We start from the raw sequence: 25076 nt of genomic DNA, 5'->3' as shown, positions 1-25076 counted from the left end.
TCTTGTTTCTTCCTATTATACACAAAGAAAACCGCCTGCTTAAGCAGACGATTCCCAAAATCAGATAAATAAAAGTAAACTCACAGCCATTACCATCATACCGCTGATTAATCCGTAAATAGATGTGTGTCCTTCATCGTATTTTTTGGCCGCTGGCAGCAAGCCATCTAGTGAAATAAAGACCATAATACCTGCTACCGCTGCGAAGATCACACCGAACATGACGTCATTTAAGAATGGCATTAGAATAAGGAAAGCAAGAACGGCACCTAAAGGCTCTGAAAGGCCGGACAAAAAAGAAAGACCAAATGCTTTCTTTTTGTTGTTGGTGGCGAAGTATACCGGAACTGCAACAGCAATCCCCTCTGGTATGTTATGGATAGCAATCGCTATAGCAATAGCTACTCCCAATGAAGGGTCTTGTAAGGCAGACGTAAACGTAGCGATACCTTCCGGGAAGTTATGAATAGCAATTGCGAGTGCCGTAAAAGTTCCCATTTTGAGCAAGGCCTGATTGTGCGTTTGATCATCCATATCTTCCACTTTTTTGCCTTCATGCGGATTGGATTGATTGGGAATTAATTTATCAATTAGAGCAATAAGGAGCATTCCGCCGAAAAATCCACCAACTGTAGCCCAGTTGCCCGCTTGTGCGCCAATTGCACCTGTTAGGGAATCTTTTGCTTTGACGAATATTTCAACCATCGAGACATAAATCATCACGCCAGCCGAAAAACCAAGACTGAGTGATAGGAATTTCGTATTTGTAGTAGAAGTAAAAAATACCATCAAGCTGCCTATGCCAGTGGCGAGGCCAGCCATAAGTGTTAAACCTAGAGCCAGTAAAACATTTCCGTCCATCATTGCCCTCCTCATTCTGCTGTCCATCTCTGTTTCTTTTATTATGCACTATATCAATAAAGTTTCACAGTAGAAACTTTTGAGCAGCATTACAAACCTTCTTCCCTTCCTACTATATGGTGAAGCATTTGGGAAGTTGCCAAAAAAATAGCTGGCAATCTCGTTGCCAGCCTTTGTCATTCCAGTGCTTCGACAAACTCCATATTGACTAGCTCATCGTACTTATAGTCTCCCTTATAAACCCCTGTCTTTGTTACAACATCCATCGTTTTATCGGTAGCTTCTTCGGTAATATAACCGTCCTCACTCCAAAGCTTATCCGCGTATGCCCGATCCAAGGATGCTTGAAGACTTGCTTCATCTGTTGTGGGAAATTCTTTCTTTAATACCCGCATTCCGATTTCTTCATCCTCGTTAACAGCTTTTAAAGCTTTCGTTATCGCTTTAACAAATTTCTGTACTGTTTCTGGATCTTCATCAATAGTAGACTGCTTCACACTAATAACCGAATAAGGGTAATCACCCAAACTAGGGAATCCATAGAAAGGTTCCCCCCAAACACCTTTTTCAATACCATCATAGATTTGCGGCTCAGCACCATTTGCAATATCTGCTTGCCCGTTTTCCACTAAGGAAACAACAGCACTTGCATCCGCTGGTTCCTCAAGCAGAACATCCTTCCCAGGCTCCAAGCCAAGTTCCATAATCAAATAACGTGTTAGCAGGTTCGGGCTGCCTCCAAAGCGGCCTGCAGCAATCGTTTTTCCTTCCAGAAAAGCAGCCAGCTCCCCATCCGATGCGCCTGCAGGAGGTGCTTCACCGCCAGCCATCAAATAGACATTTGCCCGATTGACAACATTGACAACAGAAACGATTGGATCCTTGCTATCTATATTCGCTAAAGCATTCGAATCCGGACCAGCTATATTGCCCCAGGCATCCCCGCTCACAACAGTTGTTACATGTGCTCCCCCAGTTGCCGTAACAACTTCCACATCCAGTCCTTCTTCCTCAAAATATCCTTCATGTATTGCCGCGTACAGAGGCAGGTAACCAGTCAAATGCACCGGTTCTGCAATCGTCAGCTTTTTCAGCTTCTCTTCTTTCTCTCCCCCCGTACACCCAGCAAGGATACCTAGCAAAACAGCCAAACACAAAATACCTAATAACCGGATCTTTTTCATGCAAACACCCCCTATTGTTTTGGTTCCTGACCGCGAAGCAGCAGCTTCTCAAGACTAACTGTCCCGGCGTACATAAGCAGCGACAAAATAGATAAAACACAAACACCGACCCAAACAAGGTCAATATCCAATATCTGTCCAGCATACAAAATCATTCTTCCAATTCCTTGGCGGGAACTAATAAACTCTCCGACAATCGTACCAGCAAGTGCCAATGCGATATTGATTCGCAGACTGCTTACAATCCACGGCATCGCAGTCGGCACAACTACTTTGGTAAATACATGTCTGCGCTTTGCTCCCAAGGAATAAAGCAGCTTCTCCAAATCCTCATCTACCGCTTTAATACCACTGTGTGCTGCAAGTGCGGTAACGATTACTGTCATCAGAAAGGCTAGCATCACTTTTGAAAAGAAGCCGATGCCGAATAAAATGACGATAACAGGTCCAAGTGCTATTTTGGGTATGGCATTGAACGCAATTAAGTAAGGTTCTGAGATTCTAGAATAGTAGGCAGACCACCAAAAGGACAATCCAATCAGCGAACCGAAAAAAGTACCCGAAGCAAAGCCCGCCAGTGTTGCAAGTGATGTATAAACTAAATCACTCCAAAGGGTTCCTTCCAGGAGAGCAACTTTAGCAGTTTCATAGATTGTGCTCGGACTGCTCCAATAATAGGAATCCATGACTCCTAAACGAGTAAGAACTTCCCATAAAACAATCACTAGAATACCCAGACCGAGCTGCCCCGCTATTACAATGCGTTTCATCCGCTGCCGGCGTTTTTTCTCATCCTCGATATACCGATTCTTCTCAGGCTGTGTCATTCTCATCTGGTTCCTCTCTAAGCAAATCCAGCAATGTTTGCTTTAGTGTTATAAATTCATTCGACAGCAGTGTTCCCTCTCCTCGCGGCCTCTCTAGCTCCACGTGAACCTTTGCCTTCAGCTTACCAGGGCGCTGGGAAAGCACATAAATATCATCTGATAAAAAGATCGCTTCATCGATGTCATGTGTCACAAACAAGATCGTTTTCTGAAAATCTTCCCAAATCTTCAGCAGCCAGCTTTGCATCTGCAGCCTTGTCTGCGCATCGAGTGCTCCGAATGGTTCATCCAGCAGAATAATATCTTGGTCGTACAACAGCGTCCTAAGCAAAGCCGCCCGCTGACGCATTCCTCCGGACAACTCCGGGGGATAATTATCCTCAAACCCTTGCAAACCATATCTTTTTAGAAGCGGCAACGCTCTTTGCCTCGCCTCTCGCTTTGCTACTCCTTTAATTTCAAGACCAAGGATGATATTATCCAATATTGTCCGCCACGGCAGCAACAAGTCTTTTTGCAGCATATAACCGACATACCCGCTCTTACCGACAATATTTTTTTCATCTAAGAGAATCTCACCAGTAGTTGGTTTGATAAGCCCAGCAATCATATTGAAGAGTGTCGATTTGCCGCAGCCACTCGGGCCAATAATACTGACAAAACGCCCCGCTGGGATTTGCATTGTTGTCTCCTGCAAAGCCACTACTTCCTGGCCGTCACGTCTGAATATCTTGCTAGCTTCTACGACTTTTAATTTATACATAGCGCCACTCCTGTCATTTCTATAAACCCATCATACGCAGAAGCCCGATAAATGATGACAAATTCACAGCATGTCCAGCACAAATTTCTTATTTTCTGCAAAATGCATAAAAAAAAGCCTGCACAGTCCGATATGCCACGCAACATATCACCTGTACAAGCTATAGAACAAGCCGAACAATGCATCCTGCTTGCAAATGAGAGGGATTAACCGAGAACATGACGAATGCTGCCTATTGGTTACAATCGTTGTTACCCGAAAATCTTAATGTAACTTTAGCATAGAGAACTTTGCATAACAGCAAACTTGTAAGATTATGTGACGACCTTTTTTATAAAAGAGAAAATTCAACTAGAATGACTGTCCCGGCAGTTTCCTTTGCCATAGAAAAATCCGGACTTACACATTACTCTTCGTTAATGTGTAAGTCCGGATAACTCTTGTTCTTTCACAGTTGATTCTACAATCACAACACTTTACTTAAGAATGCCTGTGTCCGTTCTTCTTTAGGATTGCTAAAAATTTCTTCCGGTTTGGCTTCTTCTACAATATAGCCGCCGTCCATGAACAGGACGCGGTCTCCCACTTCACGCGCGAAGCCCATTTCATGTGTGACGACAATCATCGTCATTCCCTCTTGTGCTAGCTGCTTCATCACTTCCAAGACTTCCCCGACCATCTCCGGATCGAGTGCAGAGGTAGGTTCATCAAACAACATGACTTTTGGTTCCATGCACAATGCACGGGCAATTGCGACACGCTGCTTCTGTCCGCCGGAAAGAGAGTCCGGATATACATCTGCTTTGTCTTCCAATCCAACCTTACGCAACAGTGCCAGCGCTTTGTTCTCTGCATCTTTCTTCTTCCATTTACGAACAACCATTGGTGACAGCATAATATTCTGCAATACCGTTTTATGCGGGAACAAATTAAACTGTTGGAATACCATGCCGACATCTGTCCGCACTTTGTTGATGTTCACTTTTTTGTTTGATATATCTGTTCCTTCTATATAAACATGACCATCCGTTATATCTTCGATGCGATTGAGACAGCGAATGAAAGTAGATTTGCCGGAACCGGATGGCCCAATTACGACGACAACTTCTTTTTCTTGTATTTCGACGTTAATGTCCTTCAGCACCTCGAGCTCGCCGAACGACTTTTTTAAATTTTTTACGCTGATCATCTGTTGCATACTTCCTTTCTAAAAAGCTCTGTACATATGATAATACTAAACAAACAACGAAATATAAAACAGCAACTGACAAGTATGGCTCCCAGACTCTGGAATAGGATCCGACTGCTACTTTCCCCCAATAGAACAATTCAGGAGCTGCAATAACGGCTCCTAGTGAAGAATCTTTCACAAGTACAATAAATTCGTTCCCAAGCGGCGGAATCATTCGTTTAAACGCCTGCGGCAGTACCACATGACGCAGTACTTGTGCATGACTCATACCTAAACTGTAGGCAGCCTCACGCTGTCCTTTATCAATGGAATTGATACCGGCACGGAAAATTTCTGCAATATATGCAGCCGAATTAAGCGCCAATGCAACAATAAGTGATATCAACGGCTCTGGCGGCTTAATGAAAATCGGCATCACTGCAAAATGAATTAAAAAGATTTGTACGAGCAGCGGTGTACCTCTGAAAATATTTACATACCAAATAAACGGCAATTTAAGTATCGGATTGGATAAACTTTTCCCCATTCCAATGACTAAACCGATGATAGCTCCAACGACGAATCCTATCAACGATGCAAGGATTGTATATCCGAGTCCTCTCATAAAGAAAGGTAAATATTCAATAACAATTTCCCATCTAAAATCCATTTCTCTCACCTCAGTATAGCTTATAAAACAAAACGTAAATATAGCGTAACGGATATCATCGTTACGCTATAGGAATCGAGTTATGGCTGTGCACTTTCTAACGCCTCGATATCAGGTGTACCTTCAAACCATTCTTGATATATTTCTTCGTACGTCCCGTTTTCCATAATCGTTTGAATTGCTTCATCTATTGCCTCTTTATGTTCACTGCCCTTTGGAAGCAAGATGCCGTAATATTCCTGCTCAAAGCTATCTTTATCATCTATTAACGTAATATTGGCATCTGGGTTATTTTTCACATAATGCTGTGCAACACCGTTATCCGTTATAACCACTTCCACGTCGCCATTTTGCAATGCCATCATTGTAGCTGCCGAAGACTCATATTTAGAAATGTCTGTGCTGTTATCGCCGACGATCTGCTGTGCGGCTATGTCACCTGTTGTACCATTCTGTACGCCGATTTTCATGCCTTTAATATCTTCAGCTGATTGAATATCTGTGCCTTCTGTCGTTGCAATAGTTTGCATTGCTTCAAAATAAGGGGCAGAGAAATCATAGGTTTCTTTGCGCTCATCCGTAATTGTGATACCAGCTGCGCCTCCAGCGAGTGATTCATCTTTTACACCAACAAGCATTGGATCCCAGCCTGTATTATCGAATTCATAATTCAGTCCTGCTTCTTTCATGATAGCATCAAGTAAATCTGCATCAAATCCGACAACCTCGTCACCTTTCATTGACTCAAAAGGAGCAAACGTTGCTTCGGTACCGAAAGTAAGTGTCTCCTCTCCTGAACCGCTCGATTCATTATTGGATACACATGCACTTAAAAATAAAACACTAAAAAGTCCAGTGACTGCGATAAGCTTTTTAACTGTTTTCATTGTCTATCTCCCTTTTCTATCTATTTAGTAAACTTGCATTAAAATCTATAATTATTCATTTCCGTGCATTTATTTTACATAACATCTTATGCCTTGTAAATATAAAATTAGAACTAATCGCTTATTTTCGACTATTTTATACAACTCCAATTGTCAGTAAATTAAGTTTTTGTGTTACAGTGCATGTATATAAAGGAAAGCGAGGTACACCTATGCACCCTACTCGTACGATATTCGCTAAAGAATTTGAACAGCTCTTAGATTTACAGCAAGTTCGAGACGCACTTTTCTACCTTAAAGAGGATAATGAGCAGACAACGAAAGATCAGATTGAGATAACTGAAGTGGAAGCTCCTCCTTTTCATGAAACGAATCGAGCTGCTTTTTTCAAAGACAAACTAGAGGTATTCAGCTTGGAAGACTTGAAAATAGATAGTGAAGGAAATGTATACGGTATTCGTAAAGGCAAAGGAAATGGTCCGTCTGTTGTTATTGCTGCTCACCTGGATACTGTCTTCCCTGCCGGAACAAATGTATCGGCTCGCATAGAAAATAGTATCGTCTATGCACCAGGAATTGGAGATGACGGCCGCGGCTTGGCTGTACTTCTTACCTTACTGCGATCACTGGACGAAAATAAGATTGAGACGGAAGGAGATATTATCTTTCTTGCAGATGTTGGAGAAGAAGGTTTAGGCAATTTACGCGGAATGAAGGCATTCTTCAGCGAAAATACAAATATAGATGGGTTTATCTCTGTAGAGCCTGGAGCTCCTGGTGACTTGATTTATTGCGGAGTCGGCAGCAAACGTTATAACGTTACGTTCAAAGGAAAAGGCGGGCATAGTTTTGGTGATTATGGTACCTCAAGTGCCATCCATGCGGCAGGACGCGCAATTGCCGCATTGGCAGACATGACTGTACCTCAAAACCCGAAGACAACTTATAATGTCGGAACAATCTATGGCGGCACATCTATCAATACAATTGCCCTGGATGCAGGCTTCCAGCTTGATTTACGTTCTGTCTCCAGTCAAGCACTTACTGAATTGGAGGAAAATGCATTAGCACTTATTCACGAAGCAGCCCAAAAAGAAAGTGAAGCATGCGGGCAGCCAGGCAGCATCACTGTTTCAGCAGAACTTGTCGGGGACAGACCAGCTGGCAGTCAGTCAACTGATGCTCCCATCCGTCAAATTGCACTGCGCGCAGCCGACGTTCTTGGAATAGAAGTTACAATGGAGGAACCGCTCAGTACAGATGCGAACGTGCCAATCAGCCTAGGAATCCCTGCTCTCACACTCGGCGGTGGCGGAGATAGCGGCGGACATCATACGTTAGACGAGTTTTTTGATCCGACAGACGCTTTTTATGGTCCGCAGCGAATCCTGTTAGCTTTGCTAGGTATGACCGGTATAAAAGATAACGTGCATCCTTTACTTCCAATGCGCGAAAAAAAATAAGCAAAAGCCAGCGCTGGCTTTTGCTTAACTTTTAGTTATGCGCAGGATAATCGTACTGGATATCGTCCCACTTACGTGAATATTTAACACTCAAGTCTACACCTTCAAAATACCATGCATCCGACCGTTCAACAAAGTATGTAATACCTTGTACTTCCACACTTGAAATCGGATCATTCGGCTGCTCAGCAGATATGCCAAGTGAAAAACCTTCTTTAATGCCCCCAAATCCGCCATAACGCACATAAAAACGTACCGCACTGCCGGGTTCAAGGTCCATTTCCTGAATAAACCAGTTTGAAGCTGGTTTAGTAATAGATATTTGCATAATTTCACCCCTTCTATACAACTATAACAAATAGTGGCAGTATGTACCTCATTCGACAAAAATCACACGAAGTCGTTGATAATTATTAATAAAAAGTTTACAATTCTTTAGGGATAGTTTACAAAAAAATAATATTCTCTATTCCCTAAAGAAAACTCATTCAAACACCATTCGGAGGTTAAGTAATGTTCAAGAAGAAACAAGACAAATTTTCTTTGCTGCTTACCGACATTGCAAAGAATATTGATAATACTGCAGATTACTTTGTTACGTATAAAGTAAAAGACGAAGCTACGTTAACTGAGTTCTCGAATAAGCTGAAGGAATTTGAAACAAAAGGTGATCAGCTTGTACATACAATCATTAAAGAACTGAACCATGCTTTCATTACACCTATAGAGAGAGAAGATATCCTGCAGCTGACAAACAGCTTAGATGATGTCCTTGATGGGATGGAAGAATTCTCTGGGATGATGGATACATATAGTATTTATACTTCTGACAGCTATATTGATCAATTCTCTAGTGAAATTCGTTCTTGTTCTAAAGAAATTATGACGACAATTGAATTGCTTTCACAAAATAAACTGAAAGACATTCAAGCCCATGCCATTAAGATTAAAGAGCATGAGCAAAATTGCGATACAATTTTCCGTAAGTCTTTAAAGCAGCTCTTCCAAAATGAAAAGGACCCTATTAAGGTTATTCAATACAAAGAGCTTTATTATATCCTGGAAGAAATCGCGGATAGCTGCCAATCTGTCGCAAACAATCTTGAAACAATAATTATGAAGAATGCGTGAGGAGTAACTAATGGATGTTTTATTATTAATCACCATTCTAACCGTCATATTTGCTCTTGCTTTCGACTTTATCAACGGATTTCATGATACAGCCAATGCAATCGCAACATCTGTTTCTACCAAGGCCTTAAAGCCAAAACACGCGATTATCATGGCAGCTATCATGAACTTCGTTGGTGCAATGACTTTTACTGGCGTTGCAAAAACAATTACGAGTGATATCGCCAACCCTGATAATATTGTAAATGGGTCTGTGGTGATCTTAGCAGCTCTAATTGCCGGGATTGCTTGGAACTTAATTACTTGGTATTACGGCATACCGAGCAGTTCCTCTCATGCTATCATTGGCGCTTTGGCTGGGGCAGTCATTGCTTCCAGCGGATTTGCCACTTTAAATGGAAGCGGGTTTATTAAGATTTTGGAAGCATTGATTCTTTCACCGATCCTTGCTTTTGTTGTAGGTTTTATTTTATATAGCATTATCAAACTCATCTTCCGAGAGAAAAACCTGCCGAAGACGAATAAGAACTTCCGCCGGGTACAGATTTTAACAGCTGCGATACAGTCTTTTACCCACGGAACCAATGACGCGCAGAAAGCAATGGGAATTATCACGATGGCCTTAATTACTGCCGGACTTCATACGTCCAGCGATATTCCGCTTTGGGTACAAGCATCCTGTGCGACTGCAATGGGGCTTGGTACTTCTATCGGCGGCTGGAAGATTATTAAAACAGTCGGCGGCAAAATCATGAAGATTCGTCCCGTAAACGGTGTCGCTGCCGATTTAACCGGAGCATTTATTATCTTTGGCGCAACCTTCATCCACTTGCCAGTAAGTACGACGCATGTTATTTCCTCTTCAATCATGGGAGTAGGATCTGCACACCGTCGTAAGGGAGTTAACTGGGGAACTGCCAAGCGCATGGTAATCACGTGGGTTATCACGTTACCAATTACAGCTTGCTTAGGTGCGTTAATGTATGCCATATTGAATATTTTCTTCTAAAAAACGAAGAGCACGCTTGGACTAGCCAAGTGTGCTCTTATTTTTCTTTATCAATCTTTCCGCAAGTTTCTTGCCCAAATGTTACCGAGTGTTTGCATCACTTGTACGAGTACAATCAGGACAATAATAACTACATACATCACGACAGGCTCAAATCGCAGATGCCCATATTGATAAGCCAAGTCACCTAGTCCTCCTGCACCGACTAGCCCTGCCATTGCTGTAGCTCCAATCAAACCAATCGTAGCAATTGTCAGACCAAGGATAATGGTAGAGCGCGCTTCTCTGACAATAACACTCCAGATTATTTTCATCGTAGGGATTCCCATCGATTCATAAGCTTCTATGACGCCTTTGTTCACTTCCAGCAGTGCGGATTCCATTAAACGTGCAATATAAGGTGCTGTGTAAACTACAAGAGGCAGAATAACTCCCTCGACTCCAATTGTTGTTCCAGCTACAATTCGAGTTACCGGAATCAATAAGAACAGAAGAATAATGAATGGAATGGAACGAATAACATTTATAATTGCATTCGCTATCGAATAAAATACCCGATTCTCTGCCTGGCCGCCCTTACGTGTCATTACTAGCAAAATACCTAATGGAAGTCCAATAACGATTGATATCGCCAAAGGGATGGCTGTCATCAAAATGGTTTCCCAAAGTGCTTGCGTAATATCAGCACCCCATTCTGTCCAAAATTCCGCCATCATGACGCCACCTCCTCAACCGTTATCTGACGTTCTTCTAAATAAGAGATAGCCTTCTCAACTTCAGCAGTTTCCCCTTGCAGATGAATGAGCAGTTTCCCAACAGAGTTTGTTTTCAGCTGATCAATCCCGCCTGCTAATATACTTGGAACGACTTCATATTTTTTCGTGATCGCTGCAAGGAAAGGCTCACTGGAAGAACTTCCAATGAAGGTAAGCGAGATAATCCGTCCTGTTGCGCTAAGACCTTTCTTGACGCTGTCTGGAACCTTGAAGTTAGCATCGTCAAAGACAAAATCTCTTGTCTGCGGGTGCTGCGGCTTCGTAAAGACATCAATCACAGAGCCTTCTTCCACTAACTCTCCTTGATGCATTACACCAACACGATCACATATGCGCTGTATAACATCCAATTCATGTGTAATCAAGAAAATCGTGATTCCCAATTCTTTATTCACACGCAGCAGCAGTTCCAAAATCGAGGAAGTCGTATTCGGATCCAGCGCACTAGTTGCTTCGTCACTTAACAAGACCTCTGGTTCCTGAGCAAGAGCTCTAGCAATTGCTACTCGCTGCTTCTGTCCACCCGATAATTGAGCCGGATAAACGTTTTGTTTTTCTTCCAGTCCTACGATTTTCAAATATTTTTTCACACGCTCGTTGATTTCGTGTTTCGGCACGTTACTAAGCTTCAGCGGCCGAGCTACGTTTTCGTATACAGTAGCAGTCGTAAGCAAATTAAAATGTTGAAAAATCATACCAATTTTGTTTCTCTCCTTACGCAGCTGCCCTTTTTTCAGCTTCGTAAGATCCACTCCATTAATCAGTACTTCTCCTTCAGTCGGACGCTCCAATAAGTTAGTACAGCGGATCAGGGTACTTTTCCCTGCTCCGCTGAATCCGATCACGCCATAGATTTCACCTTTTTTAATCTTCAAAGAGACATCTTTCAACGCCTCCACCGTTTTCTTGCCAGTGGTAAAGGTTTTGGTCACATTTTTCAGTTCAATCAATTTACTTCCCCCTTACCAGCTTGGAACAACAGATCCGTTGAATTCGTCTTCTACAAATTGTTTCATTTCATCAGATTGATAGATATCTTTCAGCTTGCCTACAATCGCATCATCCTTATTAGCTGTTCGAACGACAAAGTAGTTAGACCATGGATTATTTTCTGTATCTTCAGCAAAGATCGCATCATCTTTAATTGTCAATCCTGCACCCATCGCAAAGTTTGTATTGATCGTTGCTGCTTGAACTTCTTCCAGTTGTGCTGGCAATTGCGCAGCATCCAATTCAACGATTTCAAGATTAAGCGGATTCTCAACTACATCTTTTGCAGTTGCCGTATTATTTGCCTCTGGATCAACTTTTAACACACCAGCTTGTTCAAACAACTTCAACGCGCGGTATTCGTTCGCTGGATCATTTGGTACAGCGATCTTGTCACCTTCTTTTAGTTCTGAAATATCTGCAATCTTTTCAGAGTAGATACCCATTGGAAACGTTAATGTTTTGAATACTTCTGTTAGTTCATAACCTTTATTTTCTTTCTGATCTTCTAGGAAGGACAATGTTTGGTAACTGCTGGCATCCAGGCTTCCTTCATCCAAAGCACTGTTTGGTGTATTGTAATCGTTAAACGTTTTGATTTCTACTTCAATTCCTTCATCGGCAGCAAGTTCTTTCACCTTTTCCATCACTTGCTCATGCGGTCCGCCAGTAGCACCAACTAGTATTTTATCTTCTGCTAAAGCACCAGAAGTGTCATTGCCGCAAGCCGCTAAAAATAATGCTAATAGTCCAATAAGTCCGAAGCTTAAGATTTTTTTCATGTTTTTCTCCCCTTTTCTTAGCTGTTATCAACTACATCGAAAAGCGCCTCTCTAGAATAAGAGAGGCGCTCCGTATATGTATGCAGCGATTCTCTTATCTCTCAGTCCGGTATTGCCTACCGGCTGCAGGAATTAGCACCTAGATCATCTGACCTGGTTGCTGGGCTTCATAGGACCTGTTCCTCCGCCACTCTTGATAAGAATTTCATTATACTTTTGTGTTGATCTGTTTGTTACTTTACCTTCCAAACAATAGATTGTCAATAAGAATTTACAATTTAGCGAAAAATCGCACACGTTTGATAAAATTTCAGAATGGATGATTGCTAGAAAAATAGGAAAGCAGGGAGACTTTTGACAACACTGGCTCTATGGTTCCGTAAAGATTTACGGTTTCACATGATAACACCGCTTTAAAACAAGCGATTGATCAAGCTGCAGAAGGCGACAGAATTCTATTACTATTCCATGTAAACCCCCACTTAAATACAGATTTTTCGCATCGGTACGACTATTATTATCAGACCTTAAAGGAATTTGTCGTCAGCTGTGAGAATATAAGACATCCTGTACATTCCATCACCAATCTAATCAAAACGGACTTGGGAAACGTTGATAAATACATACAGATTTGTTAATTGACTGGCGAGAAGGTGAAAGATACTTTGAGGAGATGCTGATTGATTACGATGAAGCATCTAATATCGGCGGCTGTCAGTGGGTATCTTCTACCGGTACAGATGCTGTACCATATTTTCGGATTTTTAATTCAGAGGGACAATTGGAACGCTTTGATAGCAGCGACAATTGTGGACCATAAACCACAAAGAGAACGGGCTCTGACTCTGTTTAAACAGCAATAAAAGCCGGATGAACATCATCCGGCTTTTCTGTGTACAAGGCCTCCCAACACATACGTACACGTCTATTCTCTTTGTATACCAAAGCGGGCATTGATTTGTCCGCGCAGCATTTGCTGGCGGCTTTCTCTTTCCGCTTCTTTCCTCTTATCTCTTAGCATCTGCTGACGAATTTCGAAAGTTTGCACACCCTCTTCTCTTTTGTTGGCGATATCAATCAGCTGCTCTACATCTGAAAAAGAGTACTTGCGGTTTCCCTTCGCTGAACGTTCTGGAAAAATGAGCTTGCGTTCTTCATAATAACGAATCTTACGCTCTGTAAGACCAGTCAGCTCGCTCACAATACCTATTGTGATTACTTTCCTGTTCTTATAAGAAGGCTCGTTACTCATCTGTTCACCTCATCATCATGTGCTGTTACAGCTCATTATACCGTAATTTGTAAATACTCCTAGTGTTGTGTAAGGAAACCTAACAAACAACAAAATACTTCGTCAATATCACTGACATGTTTAATGCAGCAGGGTCCGGTTATTTATATACTGAATTTATGAAGAAAAAGGAACTCACAGAAGGGAGCATATTACAGGTGGCAAATGATCAGGAAGCCCTTGATTTAGCCAAACAGATTGTCGAACTCGACTTGAAACGCGACGAGTACTGGGAAGATCTTGCAGCATTGGCTGGAGACAGAGCATTTGATTTGCTTCGACTCGTTCAAAATAGATAATAAAGAAAAAGGAGACCTTCTTAGGTCTCCTTCATTTATTTTACATAGTTGGGATAATCTGTAATAATGCCATCTACACCAGCCCGTATGAGCGGCTGCACTTCACCAGGTGCTCTGACAGTCCACGGCATGATACGCATGCCACGCGCATGAATTCTGCCAACCAGTGTATCGTCCTGTGTCACGTTAGTAAAATGTGTATTTACATAATCAGCGTACGTACATATCTTATCTAGTTTTCGATTTGTTAGATCCGCACTTCGTGAAGTCAGCACACCTAGCGGGACATGCGGCAGGAGCTGTGACAAGTAAGCGACTGACCCGAAATTAAAAGATTGCAAGATTACTTCTGCATGCAGAATATTAGCTAGTTCATTCTTTTCCAGCATCTCCGCTATTGCTTCTTCAACTCCATCGTACAGTTCCGGAGACTTTAGCTCAATCAGAAACTTTGTTTTCCCTTTATATCTTTTAATTACATCCTCCAGCAGTGGGACACGCTCTCCTTCATACACGGAATCATAAGCAGCACCGACATCGTAACGCTGCAGCGAAGCAAGCGTCAAATCTTTCACATATATAGTCTCATCCGGCGCATTTGCGCTAGTACGATTAATAGAAGTATCGTGAATGACAACGAGTTGACCATCTTTTGTCATCTGCACATCCAACTCAATATAATCAGCATGCATCTCGACAGCCAAGTCAAAGGCAGCAATCGTATTCTCTGGTGAAAATCCGGAAGCTCCCCGATGTGCGATGACTGGCAGGATACCCTTTTGTAACGACTGATTAGCAAACGACCTTGTAGCTACTGACTCATACGGCGGATTAAACTGATTCGTCATTCAGATCATCTCCCTGTAGGTATCTGGATTGTAATCATTGCCTTCGAATAGAATTATTTCTTGTACCTTTACTATAGCGGCTTATTATTAAGGCGATGTTGAGTTGCTGTGTAGAATGATGGAGCTATTTTTAAAAACTTGTAAATCATCAAGGTATTTCCCTTGGTAACAGAAACATAATAGGTTTGCGAATCTTTTTCGTCGGGAAAGCTATTACTAGTTACAGAAGAAAATTAGTTACTTGAACTGGAGGTAGTTATAATGAGTTTTATCTTATACCTTATCGTTGGAGGTATCATTGGCTGGCTCGCCGGGTTAATTCTTGGCCGCGACGTACCAGGCGGAATTATTGGTAATATTATCGCTGGTATCATTGGTGCTTGGCTCGGCGGTTTGATTTTCGGAGATTTCGGCCCAGACTTAGCTGGCATTGCCATTATCCCAGCATTAATCGGAGCTATAATCTTCGTCTTTGTTCTAAGTTTAATCTTAAGAGCGATACGTAAAAAGTAAAAAAAGTAAAAAAGTCTTGCAGGCACTAGTGCCTGCAAGACTTTTTTGTGTCGGAATTGTTCAAGATATGTAAAATTAATCCACCTTCTCCTCCCATGTGTAAACCATTTTTCACGAATCCTTCACGAGTGCTCAACTTTCACCAGTTATAGTGTAATTGTTCTAAATAATGACTTCAGGAAGGAGCAGATTATGGTACATGTAGAGCTGGCTGGATTAAAGAAATCCTATGATGGGAAGAAAAACGTCATTGAGCAAGTCGATCTAAAACTGGAGCAAGGTGAATTTTTCGTATTGGTTGGACCTTCTGGCTGCGGAAAGAGCACCATTCTCCGTATGATAGCTGGACTGGAACCAATCACAGATGGCAGCTTATTCGTCAATGGAATACGAATGAATCATACGCCTCCAAATAAACGAAATCTTTCCATGGTCTTTCAAAATTATGCACTTTACCCACATCTGAATGTAGAACAGAACATTATGTTCGGCTTACATACAAAGAAAATATCGCGGGAAGAACAACAACGTCGATGCGCAGATGCAGCCGAAATGCTCGGATTGGCTGACTATTTAGAACGAAAGCCCCGCGAGCTGTCAGGCGGTCAGAGACAGCGTGTCGCCTTGGCAAGAGCGATTGTGACGCAATCTCCTCTTTGCCTGATGGACGAACCGCTGTCTAATCTGGATGCCAAGCTTCGCGCTCGAATGCGTTCGGAAATAAGACAAATCCAGCGTAAGTTAGGAATCACAATGATTTACGTTACACACGATCAAACAGAAGCAATGACGATGGCAGATCGCATGATGATTCTCCATGAGGGGCAGGCCATGCAAATCGGCAAACCGCTTGATATTTATAATCACCCTGCCAATGCTTTTACAGCAACCTTTATTGGATCTCCTGCCATGAATGTAATGGATGCGGGTATAAATCCAGCCAGCATCCATCTATCACAGCAGTGCGCACTGCCTAATCCAATGAAAAGCAGTGTTAAAGAAGCCAGCAAGCAAGTATTGTTCGGCATTCGGCCTGAGCATATTCTTTTCTCTGCACCAGAGCAAGCGAATGCAGTTGTAGAAGTTGTCAATACGGAGATTCTCGGTACAGAGACGCTGATCACATTTATAATGAACGACCCGAAGAAACAATGGATTGCCAGATGGAACGGGCAATGGCAATTTTCAGTTGGAGATCAGATTCCGATTCGTTTTGATATGGACTCAATCCATCTCTTTTCCAAAGACAATGGACGATTGCTTTGGACATCTAATGAAGATCAGTCGAATCAGACAGCCAGAGAGGTGCTCAGATGAATGCCGCTCGTGAACTGCAGCCTGTTCAAACAGAGGAACAGCAGCCACGTAAGAGTCGATTTGCATTTCTTGAAGGCTGGCTCTATTTGCTGCCTTCCATCATATTGTTCAGCGTTTTCGTTTTTTATCCGATGTTTCGTACCATATATTTAAGCTTTTTTCTAGCAGATCAGATTGGTCCATTTGAATTTGCCGGTCTCGAAAATTATCACTATATTCTTCGTTCTGATAGTTTTCAAAGCAGCATCAAAGCTACCGTACTGTTTGTATTATTCACAGTTCCAGCAACCATCATATTGGCCCTTTTCTTAGCGTTGCTGACCAGCGAGAAGATTATGGGAATCGGAATTTTCCGGACTTTCTTTTCTTCGACAATGGGAATGAGTGTTGCAGCATCCAGTGTTATTTGGATGTTCATGTACAATCCTTCTATCGGGGTGTTCAGTAAGATTGCTGAGTGGCTTGGCTTACCAGTTATCCAATGGCTGCAAAACCCAGATTACGCTTTACTGGCAGTCTCTCTTTCCACCATTTGGATGAGCACTGGCTTCGCCTATCTAATCCTATTGGGCGGTCTGCAAAATATTGATCCTCATCTTTATGAGAATGCAAGAGTCGCAGGAGTTAGTTATTTTTATCAGCTGCGCCGCATAACGCTGCCCATGTTGTCACCAACTCTATTCTTTATTATAACCGTTTCATTCATTAATGCTTTTCAGACGTTCGGTCAAATTGACATCCTAACGAAAGGCGGACCTGTGGAATCAACGAACGTGATTGTCTATTCCATCTATAAGGATGCCTTCATCAATAATGATGTCGGATCTGCGAGCGCACAGGCTGTTATCCTGTTCTTCTGTGTTCTAGTGCTAACAGTGCTTCAGTTCAAGTTAGGCGAAAAGAAGGTGCACTATCGATGACCAGCACAAAACGCATCAGCCTGTATGCTGTACTGATTATTTGCACTGCTATTATGATGTTTCCAATTTTCTATGCTGTCAGTATCTCTTTCATGGATGGCAAGGAAGTATTGGATGGGCAGCTGCTGCCTAGCGGCTTTTCATTAACGAACTATGTGGAGGTATTTGAGAAGGTTCCGCTGCTCACTTATTTGATTAACAGTTTTGCTACTTCAGCAATCGTTATGATCGGCCAGCTGCTCGTCAGCAGTTTAGCAGCGTTTGCTTTCGTTTTTATGAAATTCAAGGGCAGGGATTTTGTATTTTTCCTGTTCATCTCGACGATGATGATCCCTTGGGAAGCAACAATGGTTCCGAACTTCATGACAATCCAAAGTCTCGGATGGACAAATAACTATGTCGGCTTAACCATTCCATTCTTTGCACTGGCATTTGGTACATTCCTGCTGCGCCAGCACTTTAAAACAATACCTAAGGAGCTTTATGAAGCTTCTCAAGTCGCTGGTATTTCCAGGTTCCGTTTCTTTTGGACCGTTATCCTGCCAATAAGCAGGTCAAGCTTAGTCACTTTGGGTATTTATAGTTTTTTGACAAACTGGAACATGTATTTGTGGCCGCTCCTCGTCACCAACACAGAATCAGCGCGAACAGTCCAAATTGGGCTTAAACAACTGCAAACACAGGAGATTGCATCTGATTGGGGCGTCGTAATGGCTGGTGTTGTTATTGTCATACTGCCTACTTTGATACTATTATTCGCCGGGCAGAAAAAATTGCAAAAAGGACTTACGCAAGGTGCACTCAAATAAAAAACGAAAGAGGTTGGATCATGAAAAAACTACTAGTTGGTCTATCTGTTTTATTTGTACTTTTTCTAACAGCTTGTTCGGGCACAGAATCTGCAAGCGGGACAACAGAGGATGGCAAAACGGAAATCATCTTCTGGCATGCCATGGGTGGAGAACTAGAAGCAAGTGTCAACGATATTGTGGATAATTACAATAACTCACAGGATAAATATACAGTTAAACCGGTTTACCAAGGTTCGTATGAAGAATCACTGACAAAATTAAAAACTGTCGCTGGTACAGAAGATGCGCCGGCAGTAACGCAGATTTTTGAAGCTGGTACAAAGCAGATGATTGACAGCGGAAATGTACAGCCTGTACAGAAGTTTATTGATGAAGAAAATTACGATACGTCTCAATGGGAAGAGAATATTTCTTCCTATTATCAAGTAGACAGCGAGCAGTACTCCATGCCGTTCAACTCCTCTACTCCGGTGCTTGTTTATAATAAAGATGCATTTGAAAAAGCAGGATTGGATCCAGAGAATGCGCCTCGTACTTACAGTGAGCTGAAAGATGCGGCAGAGAAGCTGACGATTAAAGAAGGCGATCAAACCTCACAATATGGTTTGTCTATTCTGAACTATGGCTGGTTCTTCGAAGAATTGCTTGCTACACAAGGCGGCATGTACGTAGATAATGAAAATGGACGTGACGGGGAAGCAACCAAAGCTGCGTTCAACGATGAAAAAGGTCAAAGAGTGTTTGAGTTGATCAGTGACATGCATGAAGCCGGCACTTTCTACAACGTTGGTCAGACTTGGGATGATATGCGAGCGGCCTTCCAGTCCAAAACGATTACAATGATGCTCGATTCATCTGCGGGTGTAAAAGGACTTGTGGATAACGCTGATTTTGAAGTTGGCGTTGCTTATCTGCCGCATCCAGATGGTGTGGACCCGCAAGGTGTTGTCATCGGAGGAGCATCGCTTTGGATGGCGAAAGATATCAACGAAAAGCAAGAGCAGGCTTCTTGGGATTTCATGAAGTATCTTTCTACACCTGAAGTACAAGCAAAATGGCATGTTGAGTCTGGATACTTCGCTATCAACCCTGCTGCTTATGAAGAAGATATTGTAAAGCAAGAATGGGAGAAATACCCGCAATTGAAAGTAACTGTTGACCAGCTTCATGACACAGTATCCAGCCCAGCTACGCAAGGTGCGCTCATCTCCATCTTCCCAGAAGCACGACAGCAAATCGTAACTGGTATGGAAAGCCTTTACCAAGGTGCCGATCCAAAAGAAGCGTTGGATAAAGCAGCTGCAGAAGTCGACACTGTACTTGAAAAAGGCAGCCGTAGCAGATAACGAAAAACGTGAGAGCAATCGCTCTCACGTTTTTTAATAGCTCGCCTTGCCGGATTGTTTCTGTTTTCGTTTATTCATAAATTTTTTTACAATAGGATAGACTACAGGACCGTATTTAATCGCTTTTCGAATAAGGTTTTTCATATTGAATCGCCTCCACTCTTTTAGTTGTATATCCCCTGCTCTTCCTCGATTCAAACATGCGCTAAAGTGAAAGCGATGAACATGCCAAGTGCTGTCACGATGCCTACAATAGGCCCGCCCTCTTCATATGCTTCTGGGGCCATTGTGGAGGCGACCATCGCAATTATCGCTCCTCCGGCAAACGAATTTAGAATAGCCTTCGTACTAGCACTCGTATCCTGCAATAGTACTGCTCCTGCCAAAGCGCTTAGAGCGGAGATAAGCAAAACTGCAACCCACATGAAGAGGATTTTTTTCCGGGAATAGCCACTGCTTTGAAGGCCAGCTGTACTAGACAGCCCTTCTGGGAAGTTACTAATAAATATAGAAACAATTAAAGCTGTACTGGCACCTCCCCCGGTTGCTAGGCTTAAGCCAATCATTGCAGATTCTGGTATAGCATCCATGACTGTTCCGGCAAAGATAGCCAATCCTGAACTTGAACCTTCCTTCTGATTTTTATGTATCTCATGGAGGTCGGTTCTTTTACGATGTTTACCGCCATTACGAGAAATAACAGCATTCAAAACAGTAAAGACTATTGCTCCTCCAAGGAATCCCATTGCCACTTCTTGTATACCACCGCTAATCTCATATGCTTCTTCTAATAATTCAAAAGATGTTGAGCCGATTAAGGCACCTGTCCCTAATGCCATAATGAGACCAATAATCCGTTTCTTGACCGGTACTAGCATAAGTAATGCAGCGCCAATCAAACTAGCCGAACCAGCCACTGCCCCCCACAATATCGCTTCCCACATATACATCTTCCTTTCTCTATCATGTAGAGCCATTGCCATAATAAATAGAAATTAAACCTAGGTGAAGCTTTCACATAAAAAAAGACCGTCCAATGACGGTCTCCTGTCCTTTTCATGCAGCAGCTTTCCTCACTTCTATTCTCTTTAGCAGATTGGAGAACACAGCAGCAAGAACTTGCTGAAAGAGCATCCCGATGACAACAGGTATAGCGACGGGAGCAGGAAAGAAACTGACTGCAAGCACGACTCCAGCACTGATGTTCCGCATCCCTCCGATGAAAGTTATGCTGACGATTTCTTTTCTTTCGTAGCGGAATAGTTTTCCAAGCAGCCAGCTTAGGAGATAACCGGAAAAAGATAAGCAAAATACAAGGACGACTTTAACAAGAATAGATACGTCAAAGTCCTTCAAATGCGGAGCTACTAAAGAGCTATTAATGGAAACAACACAGATTAGACCTAGTTTAGAAAATGGAGCCAAATTGGCGCTTAGTTTACCGGTAAAATCCTTACTGCAGAGTTGGTGAACAAACATCCCAGCCAGTGATGGAACGACAATCATCCATAACAACCCTTCCATCATCGGAAGTACTTCCATCTGAACTTCTCCGCCTACTAGCAGATGCAGAATGAAGGGAACTAAAATGGGTGACAGCAGCGTACCTACCAGAATGGTCGATAAAGTAAGCCCGATATCTCCCTCCTGCATGGCAACCCAAACAAAGGCAGTAATACCAGTTGGTATAGCAGTCAGCAGAACAAGTCCCGTTATCGTGAAAAGATCTCCCGGAAAGAACAAATGACCTAAGCCTAGTGCGATTAAAGGCATCACCACGTGCAGAATGGCTAATGAAAGCAGCATAGGACCCGGATTTCTAACAGCGTGCAGCAAGCTCTTAAAACTTGCTGACAAACTTCCTGCAAATGTCATACAAGCAAAAATCCAAGGTACTAGCGCTTCCCCATGGTGCAGGATGTCTGCTAGCAAAAAGCCTAACAGCACACTAGTCGGAGTCAAAAATGGCATGTATTTCGTAAGTACCTGATTAAGCTGTTTCATGAAAGGTATCCGTCCCTTTCTTTTTTGTTTCTCCTTTCAGTATATCAATAAATTTTATATAGATATGAATAAAAAAACGCTGCACATATCGCAGCGTCTCTCGTTTACTGAATTTCCATTCGCAAATCGCCGACTTTTGCCCAGCCGATTGATTTAATGACATGATAAAGGCCTAGTGAAATGATTAAAGGAAGCACTACACCGATTGCCACATAAATGATGAATGCATTCACTCCTTGGCTTGCAAGAATGTTAAGTGGTGCAATGAATGAATTTAACCCTAAGCCTGCAAGCTCGTAGCTTGTAGTAAAGTTAAACAGCACTGTTGCAATCGGCGCACACACAACTGCTGCTACAAATGGCGGAATCACAAGTGCCGGATTCTTGATTAAGTTAGGGAATTGGACTTTTGGCGTCACAACAAACTGTGCCAGAAAACCACCCATATCATTTTGACGAATACTCATAAATGTGAAGCCAACAAACTGAGCTGTGCAGCCAATTAAAGCTGCTGCGCTGGATACTGGATCCAGCTGTAAAGCAATCGCCAGTGCCGCCGAAGATGCTGGTGTCATCAATAAAACACTAAATACTAATGAAATTACAATCGATGCAAGCAGCGGCGAACCTGTAACGGAATTAGCAATCTGCGCGCTGATCCAAGTTAGTAATGGTGTCGTAACTGCAGCAAGACCTGCTCCGGCTATTCCGCCTACAAATACAGCGGCAAATGGTATTGCCATCATATCGAGCGGCGTCTTTCCTGCCACTCGTTTCCCTACAAACGTTGCAACCAAGGCCGCCAATACTGCACTAATCGGCTGACCTGATACCATAGAGGTTAACAATCCATCGTCTCCCACTGTCATGGCTGCTCCGCCGACTGTCGCACTAATCATGGCACTAAAAATAACTAACGTATTCCCGCCTAGCTGGACAGCAATTCCTGCCCCTAAAGCCGGGGCTAATAATGCCTTTGCCACAGTACCAACCGCAACTAACGTAGGCCAATTTAAAAATTCACCAAAGGTTTCCATTAACAAACCAATACCGAGGGTCACGAGGACTGCATTAGCCATTCCTTGTGATGCTTTGTACATTCGCTCGATTACGTATTCCTTCATTATTCTCGCTCCCTCTCCACTTCAATAGTTATTTAATTCTGACTATTAAGCTTTCTCTATCTCTCTTCTTCCTGTAATGGGCGTGACTCCATATCGGATAGTAAATATTTAATAAGTGCATAATAGTATTTAGATATACTACCATCATTTTTAGATTAAAGTAAATATTTTTTTGCAATTATGTGAATTTTTCAGTTTACTTTCTCTTTCAGAAGCTTATCTGCACTAGCTTGTCGAGTCGGATATCCCTCTATATCAGGTATTGAGCTCTGTCTAAGGATACCAATGCTTCTATATACTCCAACATACTCAGCATAGTAAATCATCCTGACATTTGATATGGTTATTATTTCATGTTAAAATATTGCCTTATTTGGGTATAACAAAAAAAGTAGAAGTCTATCTAGGACCTTTGCAGGAAAAATTCAGGAGGTGCCCACCCATTTCGGATTTAATTGACTATTTCACCAGTAATTTTACGTTTGTACTCGGATATACCTGGGATCACATCAAGCTTGTCGGTTCAGCTATTATTATCGCTATCGTAATTGGTGTCCCATTAGGTATTTATTGCTCCGTTAATAAATACGCTGCCTCAACTATTCTCCAAATTGCTTCGATCATGATGACTATCCCAAGTCTTGCTCTATTTGGAATCATGATTCCTATTCTTTCTCTTATAAATGAAGGAATTGGTACGTTACCTGCAATAATCGCACTTGTACTCTATTCACAGCTGCCGATTATTCGGAATACGTACACAGCTATCAGTAACGTCGATCCTGACATACGGGATGCTGCAAATGGAATTGGTCTGACTACATTCCAACGACTATATAAAGTAGAACTTCCAAATGCAATACCATTAATTATGGCCGGTGTACGCACAGCGACTGTACTTAATATCGGTGTAGGCGCCATTGCTACCTTAATTGGAGCAGGCGGACTGGGCGGGATTATCTATCAAGGTATTCTTCGCAACAATACGACGATGATACTCGCAGGTGCTCTTTCTGTGGCTGTTTTAGCATTAATTGCCGATTTGTTCTTACGCCTAATCGAAAATCTATTCACACCAAAAGGTGTAAAAAAATGACAAGGGTGACAATATGATTCATTTTAATGATGTAACCAAAGTATATAATGGCAATGTAAAAGCCATTGAAAATATGAACTTTAATGTTGAGGATGGCGAATTAGTAATTATGCTCGGTCCATCCGGCTGCGGAAAAACAACCTTGCTGCGCATGGTAAACCAACTGGAAAGTATTACAGATGGCGATATTATGCTAAATGGGAAAAGTGTTAAACAATCTAATAAAATTGAAATGCGCCGAAATATCGGCTATGTTATTCAATCAAATGGTCTCTTCCCAAATATGAATATTGAGGATAATGCAATGATTGTCCCGAACTTGCTTGGCTGGGACCGAAAGAAAATGCGCGATCGCTTTAACACACTGATGGAATTAGTCGGCTTAAATCCTGATCAATACCGTAAACGATTCCCGCATGAGCTTTCCGGAGGTCAGCAGCAGCGTGTCGGTGTTGCCCGTGCTTTGGCTGCTGATCCGCCTGTAATGCTAATGGATGAGCCGTTTGGTGCGTTGGATCCAATTATCCGTACACATCTTCAAGAGGAATTCCTGCAAATTCAGAAAGAACTTAAGAAGACGATCCTTTTCGTCAGCCACGATATAGATGAAGCAGTAAAAATGGCAGATAAAATCGCTCTTCTTAAAGGCGGACAAATGATGCAATTCGCTGAGCCAGCTAAGATGTTAAACAAGCCCGCAAACAGCTTTGTAGCTGAATTTGTTGGGCAAGATCGCGTCCTGAAAAGTATGAGTCTCTACACTGTGAAAGATTTAGCAACTGCGCTCACATTAAAGCCTGTCTCTGAATCTCTCGAAGCTCAAAACATTAACGAGAACCTTTCCTTGCGCGTAGCTATCTCTAAGCTGTTAAACCAAGAAGCGGATCAGTTAATCGTAGAAAATAACAACGGTACGAATAAAGGCAGCATCACTTTAGACTTGATCGAGCAGTTCCTTCATCGTGAGATCAAGGAGAGCGTTTGAGGGGGGC

General features: G+C 42.3%; 27 protein-coding genes, 1 pseudogene and 1 riboswitch. Of the genes and pseudogenes, 12 read left to right on the top strand and 16 right to left on the bottom strand.

The annotated features are described in order from the left end of the window. Positions 1-60: 60 nt before the first annotated feature. From zupT to B1K52_RS07325, 7 genes are all read right to left on the bottom strand, one after another. Positions 61-861, bottom strand: a complete 801-nt coding sequence (gene zupT, locus B1K52_RS07355; RefSeq protein WP_077306828.1) for a zinc transporter ZupT — start codon at positions 859-861, stop codon at positions 61-63. Between the two features lie 176 nt (positions 862-1037). Continuing rightward, positions 1038-2045, bottom strand: a complete 1008-nt coding sequence (locus tag B1K52_RS07350) for an ABC transporter substrate-binding protein (protein ID WP_077306826.1) — start codon at positions 2043-2045, stop codon at positions 1038-1040. 11 nt (positions 2046-2056) lie between these two features. Further along, complete coding sequence (locus tag B1K52_RS07345) at positions 2057-2872, bottom strand: ABC transporter permease (RefSeq protein WP_077306824.1); 816 nt, start codon at positions 2870-2872, stop codon at positions 2057-2059. Next, positions 2859-3635 carry an ABC transporter ATP-binding protein gene (locus B1K52_RS07340; RefSeq protein ID WP_077306822.1) on the bottom strand — a complete coding sequence of 259 codons (777 nt, stop codon included), beginning with the start codon at positions 3633-3635 and terminating at the stop codon, positions 2859-2861. Before B1K52_RS07340 ends, B1K52_RS07345 begins: the two co-directional genes overlap by 14 nt. Before the next feature lie 466 nt (positions 3636-4101). Then, a complete protein-coding gene (locus tag B1K52_RS07335; RefSeq protein ID WP_077306820.1) occupies positions 4102-4824 on the bottom strand; it encodes an amino acid ABC transporter ATP-binding protein in 723 nt (240 codons plus the stop codon). Next, the gene (locus B1K52_RS07330) at positions 4763-5476 is read right to left on the bottom strand and encodes an amino acid ABC transporter permease (RefSeq protein WP_077306818.1); all 714 of its coding nucleotides are present in this window, start codon (positions 5474-5476) and stop codon (positions 4763-4765) included. The genes B1K52_RS07335 and B1K52_RS07330 overlap by 62 nt, the downstream gene beginning before the upstream one ends. Positions 5477-5556: 80 nt before the next feature. Continuing rightward, positions 5557-6363: a basic amino acid ABC transporter substrate-binding protein gene (locus B1K52_RS07325; RefSeq protein ID WP_077306816.1), complete on the bottom strand. Its 807-nt coding sequence runs from the start codon at positions 6361-6363 to the stop codon at positions 5557-5559. 212 nt (positions 6364-6575) lie between these two features. Between B1K52_RS07325 and B1K52_RS07320 the strand changes: the two genes are divergently transcribed. Further along, complete coding sequence (locus B1K52_RS07320; protein WP_077306814.1) at positions 6576-7826, top strand: M20/M25/M40 family metallo-hydrolase; 1251 nt, start codon at positions 6576-6578, stop codon at positions 7824-7826. A 31-nt stretch (positions 7827-7857) separates the two neighbouring features. Here the strand turns inward: B1K52_RS07320 and B1K52_RS07315 are convergent, their stop codons facing one another. Next, positions 7858-8154, bottom strand: coding sequence for a HesB/YadR/YfhF family protein (locus B1K52_RS07315; protein ID WP_077306812.1), 297 nt, complete (start codon positions 8152-8154; stop codon positions 7858-7860). Between the two features lie 185 nt (positions 8155-8339). On the opposite strand from B1K52_RS07315, the gene B1K52_RS07310 reads away from it, so the two are divergent. Both B1K52_RS07310 and B1K52_RS07305 read left to right on the top strand, forming a co-directional pair. Further along, entirely contained in the window at positions 8340-8957 is a 618-nt protein-coding gene (locus B1K52_RS07310; protein ID WP_077306810.1) for a DUF47 domain-containing protein, read from the top strand. A 10-nt stretch (positions 8958-8967) separates the two neighbouring features. Next, positions 8968-9966: an inorganic phosphate transporter gene (locus B1K52_RS07305; protein ID WP_077306808.1), complete on the top strand. Its 999-nt coding sequence runs from the start codon at positions 8968-8970 to the stop codon at positions 9964-9966. Positions 9967-10016: 50 nt separating this feature from the next. Here B1K52_RS07305 and B1K52_RS07300 read toward each other — a convergent pair whose 3' ends face one another. From B1K52_RS07300 to B1K52_RS07290, 3 genes are read right to left on the bottom strand one after another with little or no spacing between them, the layout of a single operon-like run. Then, positions 10017-10679, bottom strand: coding sequence for a methionine ABC transporter permease (locus tag B1K52_RS07300; protein WP_077310533.1), 663 nt, complete (start codon positions 10677-10679; stop codon positions 10017-10019). Beyond that, the gene (locus tag B1K52_RS07295; protein ID WP_077306806.1) at positions 10679-11692 is read right to left on the bottom strand and encodes a methionine ABC transporter ATP-binding protein; all 1014 of its coding nucleotides are present in this window, start codon (positions 11690-11692) and stop codon (positions 10679-10681) included. The genes B1K52_RS07300 and B1K52_RS07295 overlap by 1 nt, the downstream gene beginning before the upstream one ends. Positions 11693-11704: 12 nt before the next feature. Next, the gene (locus B1K52_RS07290) at positions 11705-12514 is read right to left on the bottom strand and encodes a MetQ/NlpA family ABC transporter substrate-binding protein (RefSeq protein ID WP_077306804.1); all 810 of its coding nucleotides are present in this window, start codon (positions 12512-12514) and stop codon (positions 11705-11707) included. 91 nt (positions 12515-12605) lie between these two features. Then, positions 12606-12717, bottom strand: a riboswitch (SAM riboswitch). Positions 12718-13142: 425 nt separating this feature from the next. Here B1K52_RS07290 and B1K52_RS07285 point away from each other — a divergent pair. After that, positions 13143-13310: pseudogene (locus tag B1K52_RS07285) on the top strand (FAD-binding domain-containing protein); the annotation flags it as partial. 129 nt (positions 13311-13439) lie between these two features. Here the strand turns inward: B1K52_RS07285 and B1K52_RS07280 are convergent. Next, complete coding sequence (locus tag B1K52_RS07280; protein ID WP_077306802.1) at positions 13440-13766, bottom strand: MerR family transcriptional regulator; 327 nt, start codon at positions 13764-13766, stop codon at positions 13440-13442. Positions 13767-13963: 197 nt separating this feature from the next. Between B1K52_RS07280 and B1K52_RS07275 the strand changes: the two genes are divergently transcribed. Continuing rightward, positions 13964-14104 carry a hypothetical protein gene (locus B1K52_RS07275; RefSeq protein ID WP_256855867.1) on the top strand — a complete coding sequence of 47 codons (141 nt, stop codon included), beginning with the start codon at positions 13964-13966 and terminating at the stop codon, positions 14102-14104. A gap of 35 nt (positions 14105-14139) precedes the next feature. Here the strand turns inward: B1K52_RS07275 and B1K52_RS07270 are convergent, their stop codons facing one another. Continuing rightward, positions 14140-14952 carry a glycerophosphodiester phosphodiesterase gene (locus tag B1K52_RS07270; protein ID WP_077306798.1) on the bottom strand — a complete coding sequence of 271 codons (813 nt, stop codon included), beginning with the start codon at positions 14950-14952 and terminating at the stop codon, positions 14140-14142. A 261-nt stretch (positions 14953-15213) separates the two neighbouring features. Between B1K52_RS07270 and B1K52_RS07265 the strand changes: the two genes are divergently transcribed. The 5 genes from B1K52_RS07265 to B1K52_RS07245 all read left to right on the top strand — a co-directional run bounded on the left by B1K52_RS07265 (position 15214) and on the right by B1K52_RS07245 (position 19860). Next, positions 15214-15465 (top strand): GlsB/YeaQ/YmgE family stress response membrane protein, encoded by a 252-nt coding sequence (locus tag B1K52_RS07265; protein ID WP_077306796.1) that lies wholly within the window; start codon positions 15214-15216, stop codon positions 15463-15465. A gap of 192 nt (positions 15466-15657) precedes the next feature. Continuing rightward, positions 15658-16782, top strand: coding sequence for an ABC transporter ATP-binding protein (locus B1K52_RS07260; RefSeq protein ID WP_077306794.1), 1125 nt, complete (start codon positions 15658-15660; stop codon positions 16780-16782). Next, positions 16779-17702: a carbohydrate ABC transporter permease gene (locus B1K52_RS07255; RefSeq protein WP_077306792.1), complete on the top strand. Its 924-nt coding sequence runs from the start codon at positions 16779-16781 to the stop codon at positions 17700-17702. Before B1K52_RS07260 ends, B1K52_RS07255 begins: the two co-directional genes overlap by 4 nt. Further along, positions 17699-18511 carry a carbohydrate ABC transporter permease gene (locus tag B1K52_RS07250; protein ID WP_077306790.1) on the top strand — a complete coding sequence of 271 codons (813 nt, stop codon included), beginning with the start codon at positions 17699-17701 and terminating at the stop codon, positions 18509-18511. The genes B1K52_RS07255 and B1K52_RS07250 overlap by 4 nt, the downstream gene beginning before the upstream one ends. Positions 18512-18531: 20 nt before the next feature. Then, positions 18532-19860, top strand: a complete 1329-nt coding sequence (locus B1K52_RS07245; RefSeq protein ID WP_077306787.1) for an ABC transporter substrate-binding protein — start codon at positions 18532-18534, stop codon at positions 19858-19860. Positions 19861-20054: 194 nt separating this feature from the next. On the opposite strand, the gene B1K52_RS07240 is transcribed toward B1K52_RS07245, so the two are convergent. The 3 genes from B1K52_RS07240 to B1K52_RS07230 all read right to left on the bottom strand — a co-directional run bounded on the left by B1K52_RS07240 (position 20055) and on the right by B1K52_RS07230 (position 22988). Continuing rightward, the gene (locus B1K52_RS07240) at positions 20055-20804 is read right to left on the bottom strand and encodes a ZIP family metal transporter (protein ID WP_077306785.1); all 750 of its coding nucleotides are present in this window, start codon (positions 20802-20804) and stop codon (positions 20055-20057) included. 112 nt (positions 20805-20916) lie between these two features. Continuing rightward, entirely contained in the window at positions 20917-21864 is a 948-nt protein-coding gene (locus B1K52_RS07235) for a bile acid:sodium symporter family protein (protein WP_256855866.1), read from the bottom strand. A 104-nt stretch (positions 21865-21968) separates the two neighbouring features. Continuing rightward, positions 21969-22988 (bottom strand): PTS sugar transporter subunit IIC, encoded by a 1020-nt coding sequence (locus B1K52_RS07230; RefSeq protein WP_077306783.1) that lies wholly within the window; start codon positions 22986-22988, stop codon positions 21969-21971. A 412-nt stretch (positions 22989-23400) separates the two neighbouring features. Between B1K52_RS07230 and B1K52_RS07225 the strand changes: the two genes are divergently transcribed. Together B1K52_RS07225 and B1K52_RS07220 are read left to right on the top strand one after the other, a co-directional pair. Continuing rightward, on the top strand, positions 23401-24084 hold the full coding sequence (locus B1K52_RS07225) for an ABC transporter permease (protein ID WP_306278118.1): 684 nt from the start codon (positions 23401-23403) through the stop codon (positions 24082-24084). 13 nt (positions 24085-24097) lie between these two features. Next, on the top strand, positions 24098-25069 hold the full coding sequence (locus B1K52_RS07220) for an ABC transporter ATP-binding protein (protein ID WP_077306781.1): 972 nt from the start codon (positions 24098-24100) through the stop codon (positions 25067-25069). Positions 25070-25076: the final 7 nt, after the last annotated feature.

This window comes from Terribacillus halophilus (assembly GCF_900162685.1).
Taxonomy (GTDB): domain Bacteria; phylum Bacillota; class Bacilli; order Bacillales; family Amphibacillaceae; genus Terribacillus; species Terribacillus halophilus_A.
Note: the sequence above shows the minus strand (reverse complement) of the source record. Positions and strands in the feature narration are given on the sequence as shown.